This is a genomic window from Bacillus altitudinis 41KF2b, from assembly GCF_000691145.1.
Taxonomy (GTDB): domain Bacteria; phylum Bacillota; class Bacilli; order Bacillales; family Bacillaceae; genus Bacillus; species Bacillus altitudinis.
Window position 1 is genome coordinate 55,737 of sequence record NZ_ASJC01000004.1, and the last position, 21,979, is coordinate 77,715.

Sequence of the window (21,979 nt, forward strand, 5' to 3'; positions counted from 1 at the left end):
TCGTGAAACATATTAAAACTACGTTAAACATATATTGGAAAATTTATTTTGTGAAATGTATAGTAAATCATATCATGAAAATATATTTTCATAAAAAATTTTACTTGCCGAAAGGAGTGCGGGGTATATGAATTCTCAAACACAACCCCTAACAAAACGAGGAGCAGAGTTGATTGTCGATACGCTCATTGCCCAAGGTGTGACCCATGTTTTTGCGATTCCAGGTGCAAAAATTGATGCAGTATTTGATGTATTAAAAGACAGAGGTCCAGAGCTTGTGCTATGCAGACACGAACAAAATGCGGCATTCATGGCAGCAGCTGTCGGTCGTTTAACTGGCAAACCAGGCGTTTGTCTCGTCACATCAGGTCCTGGCGCATCCAATTTAGCGACAGGTCTATTAACAGCCAATACAGAAGGTGACCCTGTTGTTGCAATCGCTGGAAACGTCATCCGTGCGGATCGACTCAAACGAACACATCAATCACTCGACAATGCGGCATTATTCAAACCAGTGACAAAATATAGCGTTGAAGTACAAGACGTAAACAATATACCAGAAGCATTAACAAATGCTTTTCGCGCGGCACAAAGAGGTCAAGCTGGAGCAGCATTTATCAGCTTTCCACAAGATGTCGTGACCGAACACACCACACAAACACCAGTGTCTGCTCACCCTTCTCCAGAACTAGGTCCTGCACCGGATGCTCTCATCAGTTCGGCCATCGCCAAAATTCAAAATGCGCACTTACCTGTTGCAATTGTGGGAATGAAAGCTAGCCGTCCAGCTGCGGCAAATGCGACAAGAACATTATTAAAAACACTTGGTATCCCATTTGTCGAAACGTACCAAGGAGCCGGCGTTCTCTCAAGAGAGCTTGAGCCTCAATATGTGGGCAGAATCGGCTTATTCCGTAATCAGCCAGGGGACCTTCTCATTGAGAAAGCGGATGTGATTTTAACTATTGGATTTGATCCAATCGAATACGATCCGAAGCATTGGAATTTGAAACCGCAGCAGCGTCAAATCATTCATGTGGATGACATGCAGGCAGATATTGACCATTTCTATGAACCGACGCTTGAGCTTGTGGGCAATATATCTGAAACGGTGCAACATCTAGCCCACGACAGCGTTCCACTTTCATTATGCAAAAAGAACATAGATCTGGTCACAGAATTACAAGAGCTGTTAAGTGATATCGAAAAAGCACCAGAAAGAGAAAGTCATTTATCACACCCGCTGGATGTCATTCATACGTTGAGACGTATCATCCCAGATGACACGAAAGTGACATGTGATATCGGATCTCATGCCATTTGGATCTCTCGCCACTTCCGTGTTTATGAACCGAACACGTTCCTAGTGAGTAACGGAATGCAAACACTTGGCGTGGCTTTACCATGGGCAATTGCAGCCTCCATATTGAATCCAGATGAAAAGATCATTTCAGTCTCAGGTGATGGCGGTTTTCTCTTCTCCGCCATGGAATTAGAAACAGCCGTGCGCATGAAAACAAATCTCGTTCATCTCGTTTGGAACGACAGCACATACGATATGGTGGCATTCCAGCAGGAAATGAAGTATGACCGTACGTCTTGTGTTGAGTTCGGTCAGATCGACTTAGTGAAATATGCAGAAAGCTTTGGAGCAACTGGATTACGTGTCAACTCACCTGAAGAGCTTTCAACTGTCCTTCAAAAGGGTATAAACATAGAAGGACCCGTTATTATTGATATTCCGATAGACTATCAAGACAACCCAGACCTCGCCAGTCAAAAATGGCCAGAAGTCTTTCGTGAAAAACACACAACGAACGTCAGATAAGACTTCGATACATTACGTTAAAGGAGTGAGCGGATATGGGTATGATGCACCCAATGAATCAACAAAACAACACAATACCGCAGGACAAAAAGCAAGAGGTCTATCAAGTATCAACCATGACCTCCTTGCTGGAAGCCGTATACGATGGAGATTTCTCCCTATCACATATTCCCGAGCACGGTGATTTTGGCATTGGCACATTCAATCAATTAGATGGGGAACTAATCGGCTTTGATGGCGCTTTTTATCGACTGCGCTCTGATGGAACAGCCACACCAGTAACCGATCAAGATTATTCACCATTCTGCTCTCTAGCATTCTTTGAAACGGACATCGTTCATCGAATTGATGCACCGATGACGTCCAAAGAGCTAGAGGAAGAAATCGACCGAATCTTACCGAGCAAAAATGTCTTTTATGCGATCCGCATCGATGGGTCATTCAAAAAGGTTCAAACCCGTACGGTTGAAAAACAGGAAAAACCTTACGTTCCGATGGTAGAAGCAGTTAAGTCACAGCCTATTTTCGATTTCGAAAATATTCGCGGGACAATCGCAGGATTCCGAACACCGCAGTACGCACATGGCATTGCGGTAAGCGGATATCATCTCCACTTTATTGATGATGATCGCAGTGTCGGCGGGCACGTATTTGATTACACTGTGGATCAAGTGACCATCCGAATTTCCCAAAAGCGTCACATGAATTTACACCTTCCAAATACGCAGGAGTTCTTCCAAGCAGACATTGATCGTGCTGACCTTGCACAACAAATTGCCAGTGCGGAAAGCAGCCCAGAAAAATAAAATGAACACACCTCGGTGATGCCGGGGTGTTTTTTTATGCAAAAAGATATGTTATCTTCTTTTATTATTTCATTTCGTTACTCAATTAAAAATCAAACATTCTATCCGTAATAAAATATGATAGAATATCAACAGAAGAAAGGTGGTTATACGATGGCACATGAATATCGCATTCCAAACTTAACATTAGATGAAAGAGATAAACAAATTCTTTCCTTATTACACGAGGACGGGCGTATGTCCTATACGGATCTAGGGAAACAAGTCGGCCTTTCCCGTGTTGCTGTACAAGCCCGTATTCAGCAGCTCATTGAAGCAGGTGTCATTGAACGATTCACCGCTGTCATTAATCCAGCAAAGATCGGCATTCATGTCTCTGTCTTTTTTAACGTAGAGGTTGAGCCGAAATGTTTAGAAACAGTCGCCCTTCAGCTTGAGCAGGAAACAGCCGTCACAAGCCTTTATCATATGACAGGACCAAGCAAGCTGCATATGCATGGCATTTTTCAAAATGAACAGGAAATGGAGACGTTCCTGACAAAGAAGCTGTACCCACTTGAAGGCGTCGTCAGTGTTGACTGTCAAATGCTCATTAAACGATACAAAAGCCGAATGGGCATGAAATTGTAGATAGGAGTTGAACCACTTGCAATCATATCTTGAACTCATGATCGCCATGGTGCGAACCGGTATTCTGGGATTTGGCGGAGGACCTTCTGTGATCCCGCTCATTCGCCATGAAGCGGTCGTCAAATACAAATGGATCAATGATGACGAATTTGGAGAAACACTCGCCATCGCCAACGCATTACCTGGACCGATTGCTACGAAAATGTCGGCATACCTCGGCTATCGATTAAAAGGTGTATCTGGCGCCATTGTTGCAACAGCTGCACATATTTTACCGACATGTCTCGCTATGGTGGCACTTGTTACACTTGTCAGCGTCTTAAGCTCTTCAGTCATCATTCAAAATATGATCGGTGCTGTGACACCAGTGATTGCCGTTCTGTTAGGAATGATGGCATATGAATTTGGACAAAAAGCGTTGAAGGGCTTCGGCATGATCTTCGGAATCGCCCTATTCCTTTTGGCATTTGTCGGTCTTCAAGTACTCTCGATTCATCCAGGAATCATTGTCATCATCTTTTTATGTTATGGTGCCTTTCATTTTAGACTGAAAGATCGCTGGACTCGAACAAATAAAGAGAAAGGAGTGTCTTCGTGATGCTGATTCTCTTTTTATTCTGGGCATTCTTCTTATCCAATCTGTTAGGGTATGGCGGAGGACCTGCCTCCATTCCGCTCAATTATGAAGAAATCGTCAATCATTTTCATTGGATGACAAACGAAGGATTCTCCAATATGCTCGCATTAGCCAACGCACTTCCAGGTCCAATCGCTACGAAAATTGCGGCTTATGTAGGCTATGATGTCATGGGATGGCCAGGCTTTATCGTTGCACTACTTGCGACGGTCCTGCCGTCTGCTATTGGATTGATTTTATTGCTAAAACTCATTGATCGTTTTCGCCAATCTTCTGTCGTCAGAGGTATGACTCTATCTGTGCAGCCTGTCATTGCGATGATGATGCTTTTATTAACATGGGAAATTGGCGGAGATGCCGTGAAAGCCATTGGCTGGACGCAATCACTTGCCATTGCCGCCATTTCATTTTTCTTTATGACCAAATTCAAATTGCACCCTGCTTTTCTAATAGTGGCTGCATTTTTATATGGCGGATTCATTCTTCCGCATTAACGCAAAAACCGATAACACGTGAAGTTATCGGTTTTTCTCATTACATATAAATAGGAGAGACAGGCCTGCGCCCAATAGAATGATACTCGACACCAGCTGCTTCTGCCGCTTCAAGCGTATGACAATTCCGGCCATCAAAAATGATCGGCTGCCTCATGAAATCTTTATAAGCTGAAAGTGGAAAGGACTGAATATCCGCCCACTCAGTTAATATACAGACAGCATCAGCATCCTTGATCGCCTCTTCAATCGTTTGAGCAAAAAGGACTTGATCAGGCAGTTCTTGAGCTGCATTGCGAGCGGCAGCAGGATCATAGGCTACGATCTCCGCTCCTAATTGATGGAGCTGATGAGCGATCGGGATTGACGGCGCCTCTCTCATGTCATCTGTATTCGGCTTAAAGGAAAGGCCAAGAAGAGCCATTCTCTTCCCTTCCAAGTTTTCTCCCATCCGCTCCTTCACACTTCGAATAAAACTTGCTCGCTGCTCATTGTTGACTTTGATGACAGCCTTCAATAGCTCAAAATCATGGGACACATGCCCTGCAATTTGGACAAGGGCATTTGTATCCTTCGGAAAACAGGAACCTCCGTAACCAATGCCTGCCCTAAGAAACGAAGCACCAATCCGCTGATCGAGTCCCATCCCCTCTGCAACTCTCTCAACATCAGCTCCCGTTTTTCCACAAATCGAAGCAATTTCATTCATAAAGCTGATTTTTGTGGCAAGAAATGCATTTGATGCGTATTTGATCATCTCTGCGCTTTTCCGATCTGTTCTCACGAATGGAATGTGGAAATCCGCATACATAGACTCTAGCTGATCTAATCCGTTCTTTGTTTCGGCTCCAATCACCAGCCGATCCGCTCGCAGCGTATCTGAGATGGCAGACCCTTCTCGTAAAAATTCTGGATTCGATGCGATAGATAATGGCTCCTTACGACCTAACACGTGATGAATCAAATGATCAATTTGATCGCCCGTTCCGACAGGCACTGTACTTTTCACGACAAGCACTGCGCCTGGCTTTGCTTGTAAGCCCATCTCCTTTGCCGCTTGAAAGACATACTGCAAATCTGCTTGACCGTCTGCCTGCTGCGGGGTACCGACAGCAATCATTAACACGTCAGCCTGCGAATAGGCTGACGCTCCATTCATATGAAAACGAATGCGTCCTTGCTCCATATTCCGTTTGAGCAGTTCTTTTAATCCCGGCTCGTACATCGGAGGATTCCCTTGCTTCAGCTGCAAGACCTTCCGCCGGTCAATATCCATACATGTCACATCATGTCCCGCCTCTGCTAAACACACCCCTGTGACAAGCCCTACATACCCACAGCCTGCAATCGCAACCTTCATGACACATCAGCTCCCCATACTCCTTATGCTTGTAATGTCATCGTATGCCGGGGATTTTCGTTCCATTCATAAAAGCATACAAAAACCCCCTGCTGAGAGAGCAGGGGGTTACTTTTATGAAACAAGGCCATTTCGAATATGAGCAATCAGATTTTCAAGCATTTCTTTTGTTGTGACATCATTGGAATTTTCACCAATATCATGAGCGTACATCAAAATCTTTAAAAACTCTTCTTGATTTAAACCCTTATTATCCATGTCTGTATCCTTTCGATTCCACTAATTTCATTATTATATGCTGTATGGTTGGTTTATGCAATACTCTAATACATCATTCGACAGCTTTTGAAATTTATGACCATTTTCATGAAAAACTTTTTTATAAATCACCATTGAGCTATAATAAAAGAATTGGAATCTTTTACTTGGTTAGGAGCGGATCAAATGCTTCAGCACAACATCAACGAAGAAGAAATCAAACAAACAGCCGAACAGATCAAAGAACTTCTTCCTGCAACAGATGAAAACAAGCAACTCATCAAAAAAGCATTGATTACTTATAGACAGGACAGCGTATATCGGCTCAAGCAAGAGTCTGATACCGAATGGTCAGCTTATGTACATGATGTCGTGGCAGCAAGAGTCCACCTTCATGTGCTGTTTCCAGTGAGAAGCAGCTGCTCATGTCCAGCTGATGGACTATGTAAACACATCCTCGCTGTCTTCTTTTCGCTATACGCTCAAGTAGAGAGTGTGACCGGCTTTACAGAAAATTGGTCAGAGAAGGATGAATTACAGCGCAGCAAAGAACTCATTCGTCAGCACTTCCAAGTGAAGCGCCCAGATGAACAATCACTTCAGAGCTGGCTGAATTTTTTCCAGGAGGAATTTCACCTCTGGCTGAAACGGACACCGAAGCACCAGCAAACACCACAGCATTTGTATTACGGCTATTTATCGATCCTGAAAAAACACGCACCCACTTCACCTGAATTCAAGAGTTTGTATGCGATTCATACGTCTATCGATGTGTGGTTAAGGCTCCATGAGCTAATCGACCTCGGCCGCCTCGATGCCGAAAAAGACTTTTATTCAATGAATCCATATGTAGAACAGCTCATGAACACCATTTTTGATTCAGTGGATCATTTGAGGACATACGCCCTTTCCTTTTCCCTCGATCCGTTTCTTGAAAACACACCAACTGCCGTTCGGACACTTCTTCAAATCAGCGGACCTTTCCAGCATGAACGAGTTGCGGTCTTTATGGAAATGTGGGGAACTATATTAAATAGAGGGAAATGGGTCAAAAAAGAAACAGAATTACTCAAGAGCGCCCAACAGCAGGAGCAAACGGTTGAGCGCACCATTGGGCTGATGCATATGGATTATTTGCTAAAAGAAGACGAAAGACTCTTCCAGCAATTAAAATTGCTCAATGCAGATATGCTGCCAAATGTGCTCAATTGGCTAAAGGATCTCACAAACCGCAAGGACTGGAAGCGTCTCAAACTTTGGTATCAAGAGATCACATATGTATTAGAAGAATATTGCCAGCTTGACCTATCTTATAGAGAACTGCGTGGAGCCGTCAGCGATTTCTTCTTTTATTTAGACGCGTACTTTAAACAGACGAAAGATCATTTCTTGTATGAACGCTATCTCCAAATCTGTATGCCTTATGCATTTACTGAATATAGTCAGCTCTTATATGCACAAGAACGCTATGCAGAATGGATTGAAATACACAGCCTCGTTGGTTTCTCTATCAGTGAGTTGGAGAAAGAATTAATAAAACAGATTGCAAAGGAAGAGCCTGAAGCACTCATTCCTTCATACCACCGGGAAATCTCACTGCTTCTCGATCAAAAGAATCGAAGTGCTTACCGGGAATCTGTGAAAATGCTCAAGAAACTGCGTACGCTTTATCATAAAACGAAGAAAAACGCGGTGTGGGAAAGATATGTACAGCAGCTGCAAGATTCAACAAAGCGGCTGCGTGCGTTCCAAGAGGAAATGAAGAAAGGAAAATTAATTGATGACACGCCATAAACAAATTGTCATTCATGCAGAACAAACCGAAGATTTCTCTTTCACCATTTCAGCGCAAGCAGAGGACGGACAGCCTGTACCGCTAAATGAAATGAAGAGGCAGCTTTTCCAATGGCACGAATCATCTTTTTACGGAACATTCTTAGAAGATGTGAGCTTTATTGGCACACCTGCCTTCCTGTTAAGTCCTTGGATGACCGTTGAATTGCTAGGGAAAAATTCATTCAATACTTTCAGCCATGTGACGTTAACGGATGAAACAGAGCCGCTTATGAAAACAGCCTCAACCATTTACGAATTCATCGAGGATGAAGATTTTGTCCCAGATTTCGAGGCATGGACAAAAGGAATGCTTCGCTTTAAAGACAAAGAAGGTCTGTTAGATGGCTACACAGCTGATTGGTTCTCCTTTGCCGTACAGGATTACATTCAATATGATGATGCCTTGCAGCACAAATGGAACCGAATGACTGCACAATCGCCTGCTCTTTCCTCCTTCCAAGGTCATTTTTTAGATGAACAGGATTTCTTGGAAACGATCGGCTGGATTGATGATGAGACGCCTTTCACTGTCGGCTTGCGTTTAAATGAGCCTGATTTCGACGGAGATGATTGGAAAATTGAACTGTTTTTGCGTGATAAGAAAAACAGTGATCTGCATTTCTTTGAAGGCATCCGTTCTTTAAAAAAATCATGGCGTCCGTTTCAAGAAAAAATCACCAGAGAGCTGGAGCGGTTCGGTCAGATTGTCCCTTGGCTCTCATTTACATCTGGTACCACCCTCATGTCAGAAGAAGAAGCGTGGCTCTTCCTGTCTGAAGCGAGTGAAACACTTGTGAACATGGGGATTGAGATCCTGCTCCCATCATGGTGGCAAATCGTCAAAGAAAGCACCATGATGCTAAAAGCACGGATTTCCTCCACACCACGAGGCGAATCGCACGTTGGAATGGATGCCCTTATGGACTTTAATTGGCGCTTTGCCACAAACGGGATTGAGCTGACAGAAGATGAATTCAACGAGCTTGTTCAAAGTAAACGTCGTCTTGTCAATATTCGTGGACAATGGATTAAAATCGATCCGACCTTTATCCAGCAAATGAAGAAATGGATGGAGCGCGCTGAGAACGAAGGACTTCATATGTCGGATATTTTGTCACGTGAACTCGCAGACCAAGAGGCCTCTTCTGAGTCGATTCCTGAGCTGCTAGACAGTTCGGCCTTTGCCCATATTCAATTTGAACTTTCGTCTCAATTACGAGGGCTTGTTCATCAGTTAAATGATACACAAGAGCTGCCATCCTACGAGATGAGTGAGTCCTTTAAGGGCACACTGCGCCCGTATCAGCAGCACGGTGTCAACTGGCTTCTGTTCTTAAGGTCTCATGGATTCGGGGCTTGTTTAGCAGATGATATGGGTCTTGGAAAAACGATTCAAATGATCGCTTATTTCACCTATTTGAAGGAGCATCAACAAGACGCCGCTCCATCTCTCATCATTGCACCGACTTCCGTATTAGGGAACTGGCAAAGAGAGCTAGAAACATTCGCACCACATTTGAATGTCGCTCTGCATTATGGACCATCACGTCCACAAGGTGAGAACTTTACAAAAGCGTACGAATCAACAGATATCGTCCTCACTTCGTATGGTCTCTCACATTCTGACCGTGATGAATTAACAGCAGCCAAATGGAATACCATTTGCTTAGACGAAGCCCAGAACATTAAAAATGCCCATACGAAACAATCGAGAGCCATTAGGCAATTAAAAGGACAGCACCACATTGCCCTCAGCGGGACACCGATGGAGAACCGTTTGACAGAGCTTTGGTCTATTTTCGACTTCGTGAACAAAGGATATCTCGGCAGCCTGACCAGTTTTCATAAAAAATTCGTCCTTCCGATTGAAAAAGACCGTGAAGAAAAAAGAATCCAACAGCTGCAGCAGCTGATCAAGCCATTCTTATTAAGACGGACAAAACAAGATGAAGAAGTCGCACTCAATCTGCCAGAGAAACTAGAAGAAAAAGAATTCATCCCGTTATCTGCAGAGCAGGCATCTTTATATGAACAGCTGGTCAAAGATACATTCGAACATATGGCCTCATTAACAGGGATGCAGCGGAAAGCCATCATTTTAAGTATGCTTGGCAGACTCAAACAAATTTGCGATCACCCTGCTCTTTATTTAAAAGAGAGCGGAACAGATGTAAAATTGTTGAAGCGTTCATTAAAAATGGATAAATTAGCAGAGCTGTTAAAAGCCATACACGAACAAGGAGAAAGCTGCCTCATTTTTACGCAGTATATTGAAATGGGCAACATGATCAAACAGCTGGCTGAAAAGATGTTTGGAGAACCAGTTCAATTTTTAAATGGGAGCTTATCAAAACATGATCGGGACAAAATGGTGGAACGCTTCCAGAAAAAAGAGTTCAACATCTTAATTCTTTCTTTAAAAGCAGGAGGAACCGGACTAAACTTAACCGCCGCCAATCATGTCATTCACTACGATAGATGGTGGAATCCTGCTGTAGAAAACCAAGCAACAGACCGTGCTTACCGCATCGGGCAAAAGCGGTTTGTTCATGTCCATAAGATGATCACAACCGGCACGATAGAGGAAAAAATTGATCAAATGCTCGAAACAAAACAAACGTTAAATGATCAAATTATCCAAAGTGAAAGCTGGATTACAGAGCTGTCAACGAACGAACTAGAAGATTTATTCACGTTAAGTGCAGCCGCTCAATCATCGTAATGACAGCAAAAAGAGGACTTTTCTCAGGGCGTGATGAAAAGTCCTCTTTTTTTAATCTCATCTAAAGGAATGCTTAAATTTGCAGCTTTTTCAATGCAGATTTCACATTCATATACGTGTTCAACTCACGGAAGTCCTCTCTCATTTCTCCCATTTTCATCGCAAGATTTGGTTTAATACCTGTCACGATCAGTTCTGTGCCAGTCATTAAAATCAAATCATTTAGCTTAAAGATCGCATCCGCCACAAATGAATCCACCTCTAATAAACCAGACAGATCCACAATGAAGTAATCGTCTTTGGATTGAGAGATATAAGTGGAAACCGTTGAGATGATTTTATCAAATCTTGGCGCTGTTAACGTACCTATGATGGGCAGGACAGAAATACCATCCTTCACCGGAACAATCGGGACAGAAATATTCAATACTTCATCAATGGATTGCTCAAGAAGCTCTTGCTGTTCCTTCTCTTTCGTAACATCCTTTTGCAGACCAACGAAATAAAGGCGTTTCCCTTCATTTTCATCAATCCATAGAGGCGCCACACTTAACTCGTTCCAAAACATTTGACCAGATTTTTTATAGTTTTTCAACTGAACAGTGACAGCCTCTTTGTTTTCAATGGCTGTCCTAATTTGTTTGAGAGCAATCTGTTCAGTTTCATCTCCTTGAAGGAAACGACAGTTCTTTCCTAATACTTCGGTTTCTTGATAGCCTGTCATATCTAAAAAGCCCTTGTTCACATATATTAAAGGATTATCAGGTAAAGACGGGTCCGTCACCGTCAGGCCAACCTGAGTATAGTCTAAGGCTTCCTTGATTAAATGCAGATTGTCGGACTTATAAGATTCCAGCGCCATTCGTTTACTCTCCTTAACTTCCTTACAAGCGGGTTATATTCATAATTAAATTATATGATGTTCCATAGCAGGTGTAAATAGAAGTAGTTCTGAATTCCTCTTTTGTAGAATGCGCTTCACCCTATGTCATTTATACAAATACATGCGATTCAATTATTTCAAAAGATGTTGAATCATATGTGCCACACCATGTTCATCATTTGTTAACGTGACGTGATCAGCTAATTCTTTTATATCCTTTCTCGCATTCCCCATTGCAATTCCAACCCCAGCTGCCCGAATCATCGATTCATCATTTAAACTGTCTCCTACAGCCGCTGTTCGGCTTAATGGAATACCGAGCTTTTCTGCCAGCCTGGTTAACGCCTGCCCTTTCGACGCTTCCTTTGCTCCAATTTCAAAGTTATGATCAGCCGAACTAACCAATGTTAATTCAGAATCATGTCCAAACGCCTCCCATCCGGCTTTCAATCTGTCTTGAAAAAATGAGAAACCTAAGATGTTATAAAACGAAAGATTCTGATCCTCACGAAACAATTCTTGATATGTATCAATATAAGCAAAACCTGACTGGCTGTATTGAACTTCAGCCGCTTGCTCAAGAACACGCTGATCCGTTTCTGGATTTGCACTCTTTAAGCGGTCCATTTCTATCGCCAGAAGCTCCCTGCCGCGGTTTGGTGTGTAAATGGCTTCATTCGTAAACACTTCATAGTAATAATCACGCTCTTCAAGCCATGATAAGATGTGTTTTGCTTTTTCTTCTTCTAGAACAGCCGAATGATATACTTGACCTTCTGGATCATGAATCACAGCTCCATTTGCACTAATGACCCACGTATTCATCCCAAGCTGATCAAAAATAGATTTCACATCAAAATACGCTCTGCCTGTTGAAACGACAACCTCAATCCCACTCGCTGCTGCTTCCTTTAACGCCTGCTCGTTTTCCTGACTCACTTTGTGCTCACTGTTCAATAAAGTTCCGTCTAAATCCGTTGCGATTAATTGAATGTTTGTCATCGGTCTCTCCTTTTTTGCCTGCATTTTCAGTTGACCTTCCGTTTATCAAATCCATCATCATTATGAAATGAGTATCCACTATTTGCAAGGGATGATCGGCTTATCAATGAATATAAGAGTACCCGGTCACGCTACATGACCGGATACGCATAAGGGGATTCACAGGGGACACATGACTGATACAAATAAACCTTGGTTCTACTATTACGCAGTGAATATGTGTACAAGGCAAAGTCTATCAGCTATAGCTAGAGGGGGGCCGCGAGATGCTAGACCTTTGCCTTTTGCCTCCTTTCCTTTCAGCTAACCCTAGTCTACTGAGAAATAGCACAAGAGACAAAAAACGAAAATGACAAAATCGTTCTTCAAATTCTTTATTTTCTCAATCATTTTTACTTTTTACCGCTTGCGTATAAAACATCATCTTATTTTGTTTGACGAAATACTTATTTTTCATAAATTGATAAAAAACATCTGAATGAATCCAATTACTAGAAGGCATGTGAATATAGTCAGACCCGTCCCACGCAAACCAATAAAAACAAAGCCTTCCATCATGAATTGACAACTGAAATTCAAAACAGTCCATTTGATCGTCTGTCACGTATTGAAAAGTGAGGGACTCCCCTTCTTCCATATACACATCACAAAATGAGAGAATATCTCCCCATGTATAGACCCTAACATTGCTTTCCTTTTCCTCACCAATATGTATGTTTCGAAGTTGATAGGACTCCATAAAACATCTCCTTTCACTTATATGCAGCTAGTTCTGAGTAGGCAGCGGTTTCATTTATACAGATGTTGTATGCTATAATGATACTTACGAATAATGAACGCTTGTGAGGTGATAAATATGAAAACCTTTAGGCTGATTGATTTAAAAATCGAACTTGATCCAAAGCAAGATAAAATGTCCAGCATTCCCCTTCGTGACGGCTTAATCATTAATAAAGAAGATGGCGAAAATCACTGGATGATCGAGGCACTGATTCCAAAGAAGCATAGACAAGTGTTTGAGGTGCTCTTCCAGCAGCATACAGAAGTAAAGATTCTCGTGACGATTACAAAAGAAAACAACCGCCCTGTTCATCTATCGGTCCAAGTCAAAAACATCGTTGCCTTAGAAGAAAACATATCTGTATTACTCGACGGTAAAATGATCACAAATCGTTACAGAACAGAAACCGAAGAAGTATTAAAAGACCTCGTCAAAGAGGGGCTATCAGGAGAAAAACTGCTGGATGCTTTTAAACAGAACACATAAAAAAGAGCGGGATGAGCCGCTCTTTTTCTATTGCACATCTTTCGATTGGCTTTGATTTTTCAAAAGATCTCTAATTTCGGTTAACAACACTTCCGTTTGATCTGGCGTTTCAACCACTTCTTCTTCCTCTACCTTTTTCCGTTTTAATTTATTTAAATAACGAATAAAGATAAAAATGGAAAAGGAGATAATCAAGAAATCGACCACTGTTTGAATGAAACTTCCATACAAAATTTGAGCAGAACCGATTTTAATAGACAATCCACTAAAATCATGCCCCCCGACAATAATACCAACAAGCGGCATAATTAAATCATTCACAAGAGAAGTGACAATTTTGCCAAATGCTCCCCCGATGATGACACCGACAGCCAGGTCAATCACATTCCCCTTGACGGCAAACTCTCTAAATTCTTTCAGCATTGTTTATCACCTTCATCTTTTTTTGTCTAATATGACGTTTTTTTGTCAAAAAAGCAAGTCCTTATCCGCTTTGGCTGAATGTTTCCATATAAAAAACGGTTCATACATGATGAACCGTCAGACACATTACGATACTTTAGGACCGATAGAAAATGTCAGTTCTGCTTCACATGCCACTTCGCCATCTACTGTTGCAACTGCTTTTCCTTTGGCAACTGGACCGCGAAGACGCGTGACTTCAACCTCTAAACGTAGCTGATCGCCGGGTTTGACCTGTCTTTTGAATCGGCAGCTGTCAATCCCTGCAAACAAACCAATTTTCCCTTTGTTCTCTTCTTTACCTAACATGATGACCCCAAAAACTTGAGCGAGCGCTTCTACAATAAGCACACCCGGCATGACGGGGTATCCTGGGAAATGGCCATTAAAAAATTCTTCATTTACTGTGACATTTTTGATTCCAACCGCTCTTTTCTCACCATCAACTTCTAAAATACGGTCAACCAATAAAAATGGATAACGGTGTGGAATAATGTCTTGAATTTGCTGAGCATCAAGCATGTCTTGATCTCTCCTTCTTTTCTATATCGCTAATCTTCATTTGATTCCTATTGAAGTATATTATGAATGCAGTCATTTTTCAATGTCTAGCCAACAATTATGGTAAAAAATAACATCTATTATTACCTATTGTCATGAAATATAATCCACTCTACACTCATCGTTTTTTCACAAATATGGTAATATATATTACATCATTGATTGAATAAGAGGGTAAAAATGAATTTTATAAGCGATAAATCCATTAAAAAACTTCTCCATTCGTGGTATACAATGCTAAAACATCGACACTTTTCGAAGGCTGAAGAGATCAAAACGTCCTTAACCAAATATAAACGTAGATTGTCAAAGAAACAGGAGCTTCATTTACATTATCAGCTTATGCTTTTTCGCCATCAGCTCTGGATGAACCAAACAGAAGACTTAGAAAAACTGAAGCATGAACTCATGCTCCACAAAGATCAAATGAACGATCAACTACAATATTATTTTTACTTTTTTCTCGGTTTATACGAATCTTTAAAGAGCGATCAAAATGATGCCATTCATTATCTTGAAAAAGCAGAAGAGAAACTGCCCCTGCTAGACGATGAGCTAGAGGAAGCAGAGTTTCATTTCCGTACAAGTGGTGTTTATTATAACAACCGCTATTCACTGTTATCCATTCGACATGTTGAAAAAGCCATGAATATCTTTGCAAAGCACGGGGATATCCACAGCATTTATCGGTGCAAAATTGTGCTCGCACTTAACTTTAGTGACCAAAAAAAATATGAAGAAGCAGAAGCTATTTTTATTGAAATTATTGAATACGTGAAAATGATTGATGACCAAGAACTGCTTGGTATCGTGTATTATGACGCTGGTTTTATCAAGTCGAGACAGAATCGTCATAAGGAAGCACTAGAATACTTTAAAAAAGCGCTTCGGCTCCCAGCATACCGGAAGTCTGCCCACTCCTATGTATCGTGTCTCTATGAAACTGTGCGTTCCTGCTTTAAAGAGAATTTAACTGATGAAGGAATGAAATATATTCAAAAAGGGCTAAAAGAAGCCGTTGATGCCCAATTTGATCTATTAAGAATCAAGTTCCAAATTTTATTCCTTCTCTACAGCCAAACGCCCAAGGCAGATGAACAGATTGCTACACTCGTCACATGTCTTGAACGAAAAGAAGCCTGGATTGATCTTGAAGATCTGCTTGCAGATGTCTCAGATTTTTATAAAAAAAAGGGCGACTTTGAGCGAGCCGCCTTTTTTATCATGAGAGGCTGACATCCGCCTGCTCATTATCGAATGGTATTAATGAGTCCTAGCATCTGATCGCCCATCGTAATGGTTCTTGAGTTCATCTGATACGAACGCTGTGTTGTCATGAGGTCTGTTAATTCTTTAGACATGTCCACATTCGACGTTTCAAGTGCACCTTGCTGAAGTTGAATGGCCTGACGGTTTGCCCCATTCAGTGCCGTTAAAGCGCCTTGATAGTTGCCGTCGACTGAGAACAAATTTTCTCCTTCAGAGATGAGTGCTGAAGAATTATTCACTTGAACAACCCCAAGATTCACCTGCTGATTCGGTTGATTGCCTCGAGAAATAGCTGTAAGCCGGCCATTTTTATCGATAGAAATATCACGAAAATTCGCATTTAAGACAATCTCATTCCCGTTTTCGTCAAGAATCGGATGGCCTTCGCTTGTCACCAGCTGGACTTGATTCCGATTATTTCCTGGCTGTAAATAAAGAGAGCCATCTCTTGTATACCGGATGTTACCGCCAGCATTGACCTGCAAATACTGAGATGGCGCACCAAATGCAACATCAAGGTCACGACCTGTTTCTTTAATAGACCCTTGCAATGAGTTAATGGATGCATTGACCATCGTTCCAGTTCCAAGCCTTAAACCAGCAGGTGTCAGACGACTGTTTGCCACCTGCTCATTTTTTTCATCTACCTGATTAAACTGTTGTCTCACCAGCTCTGAAAAACGGGTGTTTTTCGCACGATACCCTGTTGTTTCACTGTTTGCGATGTTATTACTAATGATATCAAGCTGCTTTTGCACCTCGTTCATCGACACAGCTGCATTGATCATCGTTCTAAGCATGAGAATCCTCCTCTCTCTTTCATTTCTTCATTAATACACTCTTCCGATTTCATTCACTGCTTTTTCTAAACTTTTATCATATGCCTGAACCACTTTTTGGTTTGTTTCAAATGCGCGGTAGGCTGTTGTCATTTCTGTATATGATTTCGTCACATCAACGTTCGACAGCTCTGATACACCTTGGCTTAATGTATAGGACATTTGACCGTTATTGACCGCACTTGGAAGAGGCTGATTATCAGCTGTACGGTATAAATCATTTCCTTCACGCGCAAGGTTTCTTGTATCCATTGCAACACGTACATCAATTTGTCCAAGGTTTTGTCCGTTTTCACTCACGGTTCCATCTGCGTTCACTTTGAAATTCTCACTTTGAACGGTAATCGGCTGGCCCGTCACGGAAAGAAGGGCACGTCCATTGATCGTCAACTGATTTTGATCATTCAATGTAATGGAACTGCTTTTCGTATAACGAACGCCTTCTGGTGTATTCACAGCATAAAAAAGCGCTGACTTTTGATTTGTCTCTGGGTTGATGGGTACATTATTTTCTACTAATGCGATATCCGTTGTTTGATCCGTTGTTTTTAATGTTCCTTGTGTAAATTGAGGAATTAACTCCTGCATGTATGTTCCCGTATTAATTCCGCCAATCGCCGTTTGCTGCGGGATACTAAAGCCTTTGCCTGAAGATGTTTGGAAACGTCCTGATTCCATTCGGCTTAGCAGCATTTCTGGAAATGCGCGCATGGCCCCTTCATCTGCTTTATAGCCTGGAGTATTCGCATTTGCGATATTATTTGAAAGCATTTCTGTCCGCCGCTCTTGAGCGATCATGGCAGATGTTGCGGTGTATAGTCCTTTTAACACGTGCTCACCTCATTCAAATTCTTTCACATGACCTAAAATCATCAGTACACAATCTTCTATGAAATATATCGGCATATTGGCAGGCTTCTTTAATAAAAATCCCCCATTCTTTCTAAAAAGAATGAGGGAAATCATTAGCTGAGTTTACGCTTTGGCAGCTTGTCCATATTATCAAGCATCACGCCAGTACCAACTGCTACACAATCCATTGGATTTTCTGCAACGAAAACTGGTACTTTCAGCTCTTCTGCAAGCAATTGATCAAGCCCGTTTAGAAGCGCTCCGCCACCAGTAATGATGACGCCGCGGTCAATGATATCAGCTGATAATTCAGGTGGTGTTCTTTCAAGAACTTGTTTCGCAGCCTGAACAATGGCAGATACAGATTCACGTAATGCTTCTTCTACTTCTTTGCTTGTGACGGTAATCGTTCTTGGTAATCCTGTCACCATATCTCGTCCACGAATCGAGATCTCTTCGTGACGTGCGTCTGGGAATACCGTTGCAACTTGGATCTTAATGTCCTCTGCAGTTCGCTCACCGATCAACAGCTTGTACTCTTTTTTGATGTAGTTGAGAATTTCCAGATCAAATTTGTCTCCAGCCATTTTAATAGAAGAGGCGGTTACAATGTCACCCATCGAGATGACAGCGATATCTGTCGTTCCGCCTCCAATATCTACGACCATGTTTCCACTTGGCTGAAAAATATCCATACCAGCACCAATTGCTGCTACTTTTGGCTCTTCTTCAAGAAATACATGCTTCCCGCCGCTTTTTTCAGCAGCTTCTTTGATTGCCTTCTGCTCAACAGATGTAATGTTTGTCGGGCAGCAGATGAGCATACGCGGCTTAGAGAACAGCCCTTTCACATTCAATTTGTTAATAAAATGCTTGAGCATCGCTTCAGTTACTTCAAAATCAGCAATTACGCCATCTTTTAATGGACGAATCGCAACAATATTCCCAGGCGTACGTCCAACCATACGTCTCGCTTCTTCTCCAACAGCTAATACTTTCCCACTGTTTTTATCAAGAGCGACAACAGATGGTTCATTTAACACAATTCCTTTTCCTTTGACATGAATCAGTACATTTGCAGTACCAAGATCAATTCCAATATCCCTAGCAAACATCTATATATATCCTCCTTGAAAATCTGTTTCCATAGCAAATACCACATTCTGCCCTAATTATATATTCTATCATAATTTGCAGAAAAAAAGATATTTCTTTACAAAAGTCTTTACAAAATTTGTGGTTAGAAACTACCGATAAGAGGAAGATATATATATCATGTTTATGAACAAAGAACTAAAGCTTACTGTTTTACAGGCTCACCTTCTAAAATTTCTTCTTTTTTATACTTTAACTTTGTGGCTTCTCCCCCTCGCAGGTGACGGATTGATTTATGATAATCCAGTATCTCCTTCACTTCGTTAGCCAGATCTGGATTAATTTCTGGCAGTCTTTCTGTTAGATCCTTGTGTACAGTACTTTTAGAGACTCCAAATTCTTTCGCAATTACACGAACGGTTTTCTTTGTCTCCACGATATACTTTCCTATCTTGATTGTTCGCTCTTTGATGTAATCGTGCACACCACTCGACCTCCCTAAAATGGATGTGAGAAGTGTGAAATGAGATCCGTATCAATATTATCCATTTTCAGCGGCGCTTGTTCGTCTTAATTTCTCATCCATTAGGTAGTAAATGCCAAACACGATCCCTCACCTCAAACACTCTCTTTGTCAGGTTTGTAACAGTGTATTAGCATTGCATAGGGAATATGCTAAAAATGAAGATGGGACAAGGGATTTATCAGAAAAGACAAAACAAAAAATCATTTCGAGTGGCGAAAATTTTCACTTTACAAGCATCGGTGTAACACGTAAAATAGGAAAGGTGAATTTATTTACCTAGATAAATAATGAATAAAGGTGAGCCTATGGATACGTTAAACAGAGAGTGTTTACATCAAATACATCAAAGCGCCCGGCTGCTGTCTAAAAAAGCGAACGAAGCGCTTGCTGCTTATGACTTGTACATGTCCCAGTGGACTGTACTTTTTTGTTTGGATACATTCGGTCCTAAAACGCAAAAAGACATTTGGACCTATTTGAACGTCGAAGCACCGACGATTACCAGAACCGTGACGCGTCTAGAAGCAAACGGCTGGGTGAAACGAGTCCAAGGAAAAGACAAACGTGAGAATCTCATCGTCATGACAGACGATGCAAAAGCAAAGTTTAAAGAAATCAAACAGACGATGGAACAATTTGAAGAAGAATGTCTTTCAGATTTTACCTACGAAGAAAAACAACTCCTCCATACACTTTTACACAAATTATCAACTGAATAGGAAGTGACTTACACCATGAACGAACGCATTTGGACAAAAGACTTTATCATGATTGTCCTGGTGAATTTATTTACATTCACCTCTTTTTATGCCCTTTTGACACTACTCCCCATTTACACAATGGATGAATTAAATGGAACAGAATCACAGGGCGGCCTCCTTGTGACGGTCTTCTTATTATCAGCAATTGTGACAAGACCATTTTCAGGGGCCATTATTGAGAAATTCGGCAAGAAACGCATGGCGATTTTTTCTTCAACGGCTTTTGCCCTGCTCACTTATTTATACATTCCAATTGATCAATTCCAAACACTTCTCATATTGCGTTTCGTGCAAGGAATCTTCTTCAGCATTTTGACAACCGTAGCAAGTGCTATTGCAGCTGATATGATTCCGAAACATAAACGAGGAGAGGGTCTTGGATACTTTGTGATGTCGATGAACCTTGCCGTGGTCATCGGTCCGTTTATCGCACTGAATCAAGTCGGAAAAGTAGGATTCCATTCTTTATTTCTTCTCTTTTCGATAATAGTCTCCATCGGTGCAGCTTTCACGATGCTGATTAGACAGCCAGAGCCTGAAAACGGCGGAAGTGTCATCTTTCGATTCACTTTTTCTCACCTGTTTGAAAAAGGTGCTTTAAAAACGGCAGCAGTTGGAATCATTATCTCCTTCTGTTACTCGCCGATCATTTCATTTATTTCAGTCTATGCCAATTCACTTCACCTGATGGGTGCAAGCAGTTATTTCTTCATCGTTTTTGCAGCTGCAATGCTTGGATCACGTCCATTTACAGGCAGACTGTTTGACCGAGTCGGGCCTCATATTGTGATCTATCCATCTATTGCTCTCTTTGCGATTGGTTTATGGATGCTGACCGCTACACAAACAGCCACCATGCTTCTTTTATCCGGCGCTGTCATCGGCCTTGGCTACGGCTCTTTGGTGCCATGTCTACAAACACTTGCGATACAGCACTCACCAGCACACCGTACAGGCTACGCCACAGCAACTTTCTTTACCTTGTATGATACGGGGATTGCCGCTGGATCCTTTGTCTTCGGACTGCTTGTCAGCTTCACAGATTTTTCAAATGTATATCTCATTGCTGGCGTTGTCGTGTTACTCAGCATGGGCGTTTTTTATTGGAGCGAACGAAAACCGCAAGAAGCAAAAGCACAAAAGGTTTCCCTATCAGAATAGGATACTGTTTTAAACTTCACTGAAAACATGCTAAAATATAGGATATTTCAAATGAACAGATAGGTCTTTTGAAAAATAGTTGGCGTTAAGCGAAAGTATAGGTGATGTTTTGAATTACGAATTGTTTAAAGTCATACACGGGATGGCTCATCATTCTGAGTTTTTAGATCAGGCCATGATTTTCATTACGAAAAAGGCCATTCTCGTATATGCCCTCGTCTTATTGATTTGTTGGTTTTTAGGTAATCACAAATTTAAGAAGCATGTCTTCTTTTCTGGTGTAACAGGCATCGTGGCACTCATCGTCAATTTTGCCATTACGCTGTTTTATTATGAAGAGCGGCCGTTTGTGGCGCACAAAGTCGACACACTCATCCCGCACTCAGCAGACGCTTCCTTCCCAAGTGACCATACAACAGGTGCACTGGCTCTTTCACTAGCCATTCGATCCCGTAATAAAAAACTCGGCAATATTTTGCTGGTTTTTGGATTACTGACAGGGTTCTCCCGCATCTGGGTCGGTCATCATTATCCATTTGATGTATTAGGCAGCTTGATCGTATCGATTGTGGTTGTCTTTATCATGAATAAATTATGGAAGTTCTTTGACTCTCCAATTGACCGTATCGTGACATTTTACGAGAACATTGTGGGCAAAATTTTCAGAAGGAAGCAAAAGGACCAAGGATCAGACCTGTCCAACTCTTAAGCGGCTTGCGATAAAGTATGG

Annotated in this window: 23 protein-coding genes; 12 read left to right on the top strand and 11 right to left on the bottom strand. The window is 41.7% G+C overall.

What is annotated here, in order from left to right:
- Positions 1–127: 127 nt before the first annotated feature.
- From alsS to chrA, 5 genes are all read left to right on the top strand, one after another.
- A complete protein-coding gene (alsS, locus tag BA79_RS08595) occupies positions 128–1,828 on the top strand; it encodes an acetolactate synthase AlsS (RefSeq protein WP_035702273.1) in 1,701 nt (566 codons plus the stop codon).
- A 44-nt stretch (positions 1,829–1,872) separates the two neighbouring features.
- The gene (budA, locus tag BA79_RS08600; protein WP_370529243.1) at positions 1,873–2,634 is read left to right on the top strand and encodes an acetolactate decarboxylase; all 762 of its coding nucleotides are present in this window, start codon (positions 1,873–1,875) and stop codon (positions 2,632–2,634) included.
- 153 nt (positions 2,635–2,787) lie between these two features.
- Positions 2,788–3,264 carry a chromate efflux transcriptional regulator ChrS gene (gene chrS, locus BA79_RS08605; protein ID WP_017360010.1) on the top strand — a complete coding sequence of 159 codons (477 nt, stop codon included), beginning with the start codon at positions 2,788–2,790 and terminating at the stop codon, positions 3,262–3,264.
- A gap of 37 nt (positions 3,265–3,301) precedes the next feature.
- The gene (chrB, locus tag BA79_RS08610; protein WP_034657685.1) at positions 3,302–3,862 is read left to right on the top strand and encodes a chromate efflux transporter ChrB; all 561 of its coding nucleotides are present in this window, start codon (positions 3,302–3,304) and stop codon (positions 3,860–3,862) included.
- Complete coding sequence (gene chrA / locus BA79_RS08615; protein ID WP_035702275.1) at positions 3,862–4,395, top strand: chromate efflux transporter ChrA; 534 nt, start codon at positions 3,862–3,864, stop codon at positions 4,393–4,395. Before chrB ends, chrA begins: the two co-directional genes overlap by 1 nt.
- Positions 4,396–4,435: 40 nt before the next feature.
- Here the strand turns inward: chrA and BA79_RS08620 are convergent, their stop codons facing one another.
- Positions 4,436–5,755, bottom strand: coding sequence for a UDP-glucose dehydrogenase family protein (locus BA79_RS08620; protein ID WP_035702277.1), 1,320 nt, complete (start codon positions 5,753–5,755; stop codon positions 4,436–4,438).
- Between the two features lie 114 nt (positions 5,756–5,869).
- A complete protein-coding gene (locus BA79_RS19580; protein ID WP_003214884.1) occupies positions 5,870–6,013 on the bottom strand; it encodes a YwzD family small protein in 144 nt (47 codons plus the stop codon).
- A 186-nt stretch (positions 6,014–6,199) separates the two neighbouring features.
- Here BA79_RS19580 and BA79_RS08625 point away from each other — a divergent pair, with 186 nt between their 5' ends.
- Positions 6,200–7,807 (top strand): SWIM zinc finger family protein, encoded by a 1,608-nt coding sequence (locus BA79_RS08625; protein WP_008343292.1) that lies wholly within the window; start codon positions 6,200–6,202, stop codon positions 7,805–7,807.
- A complete protein-coding gene (locus BA79_RS08630) occupies positions 7,794–10,571 on the top strand; it encodes a DEAD/DEAH box helicase (protein WP_017360014.1) in 2,778 nt (925 codons plus the stop codon). The genes BA79_RS08625 and BA79_RS08630 overlap by 14 nt, the downstream gene beginning before the upstream one ends.
- Before the next feature lie 73 nt (positions 10,572–10,644).
- Here BA79_RS08630 and ytvA read toward each other — a convergent pair whose 3' ends face one another.
- The 3 genes from ytvA to BA79_RS08645 form a co-directional block, all read right to left on the bottom strand.
- The gene (gene ytvA, locus BA79_RS08635) at positions 10,645–11,433 is read right to left on the bottom strand and encodes a YtvA family blue-light photoreceptor (RefSeq protein WP_019743575.1); all 789 of its coding nucleotides are present in this window, start codon (positions 11,431–11,433) and stop codon (positions 10,645–10,647) included.
- 153 nt (positions 11,434–11,586) lie between these two features.
- A complete protein-coding gene (locus tag BA79_RS08640; protein ID WP_029575441.1) occupies positions 11,587–12,447 on the bottom strand; it encodes a Cof-type HAD-IIB family hydrolase in 861 nt (286 codons plus the stop codon).
- A gap of 391 nt (positions 12,448–12,838) precedes the next feature.
- Positions 12,839–13,195 carry a hypothetical protein gene (locus BA79_RS08645; RefSeq protein ID WP_008343305.1) on the bottom strand — a complete coding sequence of 119 codons (357 nt, stop codon included), beginning with the start codon at positions 13,193–13,195 and terminating at the stop codon, positions 12,839–12,841.
- A 117-nt stretch (positions 13,196–13,312) separates the two neighbouring features.
- On the opposite strand from BA79_RS08645, the gene BA79_RS08650 reads away from it, so the two are divergent.
- The gene (locus tag BA79_RS08650; protein ID WP_003215215.1) at positions 13,313–13,723 is read left to right on the top strand and encodes a YwpF-like family protein; all 411 of its coding nucleotides are present in this window, start codon (positions 13,313–13,315) and stop codon (positions 13,721–13,723) included.
- Between the two features lie 27 nt (positions 13,724–13,750).
- Here BA79_RS08650 and mscL read toward each other — a convergent pair whose 3' ends face one another.
- Together mscL and fabZ are read right to left on the bottom strand one after the other, a co-directional pair.
- Positions 13,751–14,146 carry a large conductance mechanosensitive channel protein MscL gene (gene mscL, locus BA79_RS08655; RefSeq protein ID WP_007497563.1) on the bottom strand — a complete coding sequence of 132 codons (396 nt, stop codon included), beginning with the start codon at positions 14,144–14,146 and terminating at the stop codon, positions 13,751–13,753.
- Positions 14,147–14,272: 126 nt separating this feature from the next.
- Complete coding sequence (gene fabZ, locus BA79_RS08660) at positions 14,273–14,707, bottom strand: 3-hydroxyacyl-ACP dehydratase FabZ (protein WP_007497564.1); 435 nt, start codon at positions 14,705–14,707, stop codon at positions 14,273–14,275.
- A gap of 219 nt (positions 14,708–14,926) precedes the next feature.
- On the opposite strand from fabZ, the gene BA79_RS08665 reads away from it, so the two are divergent.
- The gene (locus tag BA79_RS08665; protein WP_008343319.1) at positions 14,927–15,982 is read left to right on the top strand and encodes a tetratricopeptide repeat protein; all 1,056 of its coding nucleotides are present in this window, start codon (positions 14,927–14,929) and stop codon (positions 15,980–15,982) included.
- Between the two features lie 14 nt (positions 15,983–15,996).
- Here BA79_RS08665 and BA79_RS08670 read toward each other — a convergent pair whose 3' ends face one another.
- The 4 genes from BA79_RS08670 to spoIIID form a co-directional block, all read right to left on the bottom strand.
- Complete coding sequence (locus tag BA79_RS08670; protein WP_007497568.1) at positions 15,997–16,815, bottom strand: flagellar hook-basal body protein; 819 nt, start codon at positions 16,813–16,815, stop codon at positions 15,997–15,999.
- 30 nt (positions 16,816–16,845) lie between these two features.
- Positions 16,846–17,685, bottom strand: coding sequence for a flagellar hook-basal body protein (locus tag BA79_RS08675; RefSeq protein ID WP_017360018.1), 840 nt, complete (start codon positions 17,683–17,685; stop codon positions 16,846–16,848).
- A gap of 134 nt (positions 17,686–17,819) precedes the next feature.
- Positions 17,820–18,821: a cell shape-determining protein Mbl gene (mbl, locus tag BA79_RS08680; protein ID WP_007497573.1), complete on the bottom strand. Its 1,002-nt coding sequence runs from the start codon at positions 18,819–18,821 to the stop codon at positions 17,820–17,822.
- A 185-nt stretch (positions 18,822–19,006) separates the two neighbouring features.
- Positions 19,007–19,285 carry a sporulation transcriptional regulator SpoIIID gene (spoIIID, locus tag BA79_RS08685; protein WP_008343327.1) on the bottom strand — a complete coding sequence of 93 codons (279 nt, stop codon included), beginning with the start codon at positions 19,283–19,285 and terminating at the stop codon, positions 19,007–19,009.
- Between the two features lie 347 nt (positions 19,286–19,632).
- On the opposite strand from spoIIID, the gene BA79_RS08690 reads away from it, so the two are divergent.
- The 3 genes from BA79_RS08690 to BA79_RS08700 all read left to right on the top strand — a co-directional run bounded on the left by BA79_RS08690 (position 19,633) and on the right by BA79_RS08700 (position 21,958).
- On the top strand, positions 19,633–20,046 hold the full coding sequence (locus BA79_RS08690) for a MarR family winged helix-turn-helix transcriptional regulator (RefSeq protein WP_025208119.1): 414 nt from the start codon (positions 19,633–19,635) through the stop codon (positions 20,044–20,046).
- A gap of 15 nt (positions 20,047–20,061) precedes the next feature.
- Entirely contained in the window at positions 20,062–21,249 is a 1,188-nt protein-coding gene (locus BA79_RS08695; RefSeq protein ID WP_017360020.1) for an MFS transporter, read from the top strand.
- Between the two features lie 109 nt (positions 21,250–21,358).
- The gene (locus BA79_RS08700; RefSeq protein WP_008343330.1) at positions 21,359–21,958 is read left to right on the top strand and encodes an undecaprenyl-diphosphatase; all 600 of its coding nucleotides are present in this window, start codon (positions 21,359–21,361) and stop codon (positions 21,956–21,958) included.
- Positions 21,959–21,979: the final 21 nt, after the last annotated feature.

Bases quoted from the DNA above. Each gene is read 5' to 3' on its own strand.
- BA79_RS08625 (WP_008343292.1), top strand. From the start codon at position 6,200: ATGCTTCAGCACAACATCAACGAAGAAGAAATCAAACAAACAGCCGAA.
- ytvA (WP_019743575.1), bottom strand. From the start codon at position 11,433: ATGGCGCTGGAATCTTATAAGTCCGACAATCTGCATTTAATCAAGGAA.
- chrB (WP_034657685.1), top strand. From the start codon at position 3,302: ATGATCGCCATGGTGCGAACCGGTATTCTGGGATTTGGCGGAGGACCT.
- BA79_RS08670 (WP_007497568.1), bottom strand. From the start codon at position 16,815: ATGCTTAGAACGATGATCAATGCAGCTGTGTCGATGAACGAGGTGCAA.
- BA79_RS08630 (WP_017360014.1), top strand. From the start codon at position 7,794: ATGACACGCCATAAACAAATTGTCATTCATGCAGAACAAACCGAAGAT.
- BA79_RS08620 (WP_035702277.1), bottom strand. From the start codon at position 5,755: ATGAAGGTTGCGATTGCAGGCTGTGGGTATGTAGGGCTTGTCACAGGG.
- BA79_RS08645 (WP_008343305.1), bottom strand. From the start codon at position 13,195: ATGGAGTCCTATCAACTTCGAAACATACATATTGGTGAGGAAAAGGAA.
- BA79_RS08690 (WP_025208119.1), top strand. From the start codon at position 19,633: ATGGATACGTTAAACAGAGAGTGTTTACATCAAATACATCAAAGCGCC.
- alsS (WP_035702273.1), top strand. From the start codon at position 128: ATGAATTCTCAAACACAACCCCTAACAAAACGAGGAGCAGAGTTGATT.
- budA (WP_370529243.1), top strand. From the start codon at position 1,873: ATGCACCCAATGAATCAACAAAACAACACAATACCGCAGGACAAAAAG.
- mscL (WP_007497563.1), bottom strand. From the start codon at position 14,146: ATGCTGAAAGAATTTAGAGAGTTTGCCGTCAAGGGGAATGTGATTGAC.
- fabZ (WP_007497564.1), bottom strand. From the start codon at position 14,707: ATGCTTGATGCTCAGCAAATTCAAGACATTATTCCACACCGTTATCCA.
- mbl (WP_007497573.1), bottom strand. From the start codon at position 18,821: ATGTTTGCTAGGGATATTGGAATTGATCTTGGTACTGCAAATGTACTG.
- chrA (WP_035702275.1), top strand. From the start codon at position 3,862: ATGCTGATTCTCTTTTTATTCTGGGCATTCTTCTTATCCAATCTGTTA.
- BA79_RS19580 (WP_003214884.1), bottom strand. From the start codon at position 6,013: ATGGATAATAAGGGTTTAAATCAAGAAGAGTTTTTAAAGATTTTGATG.
- chrS (WP_017360010.1), top strand. From the start codon at position 2,788: ATGGCACATGAATATCGCATTCCAAACTTAACATTAGATGAAAGAGAT.
- BA79_RS08695 (WP_017360020.1), top strand. From the start codon at position 20,062: ATGAACGAACGCATTTGGACAAAAGACTTTATCATGATTGTCCTGGTG.
- BA79_RS08650 (WP_003215215.1), top strand. From the start codon at position 13,313: ATGAAAACCTTTAGGCTGATTGATTTAAAAATCGAACTTGATCCAAAG.
- BA79_RS08665 (WP_008343319.1), top strand. From the start codon at position 14,927: ATGAATTTTATAAGCGATAAATCCATTAAAAAACTTCTCCATTCGTGG.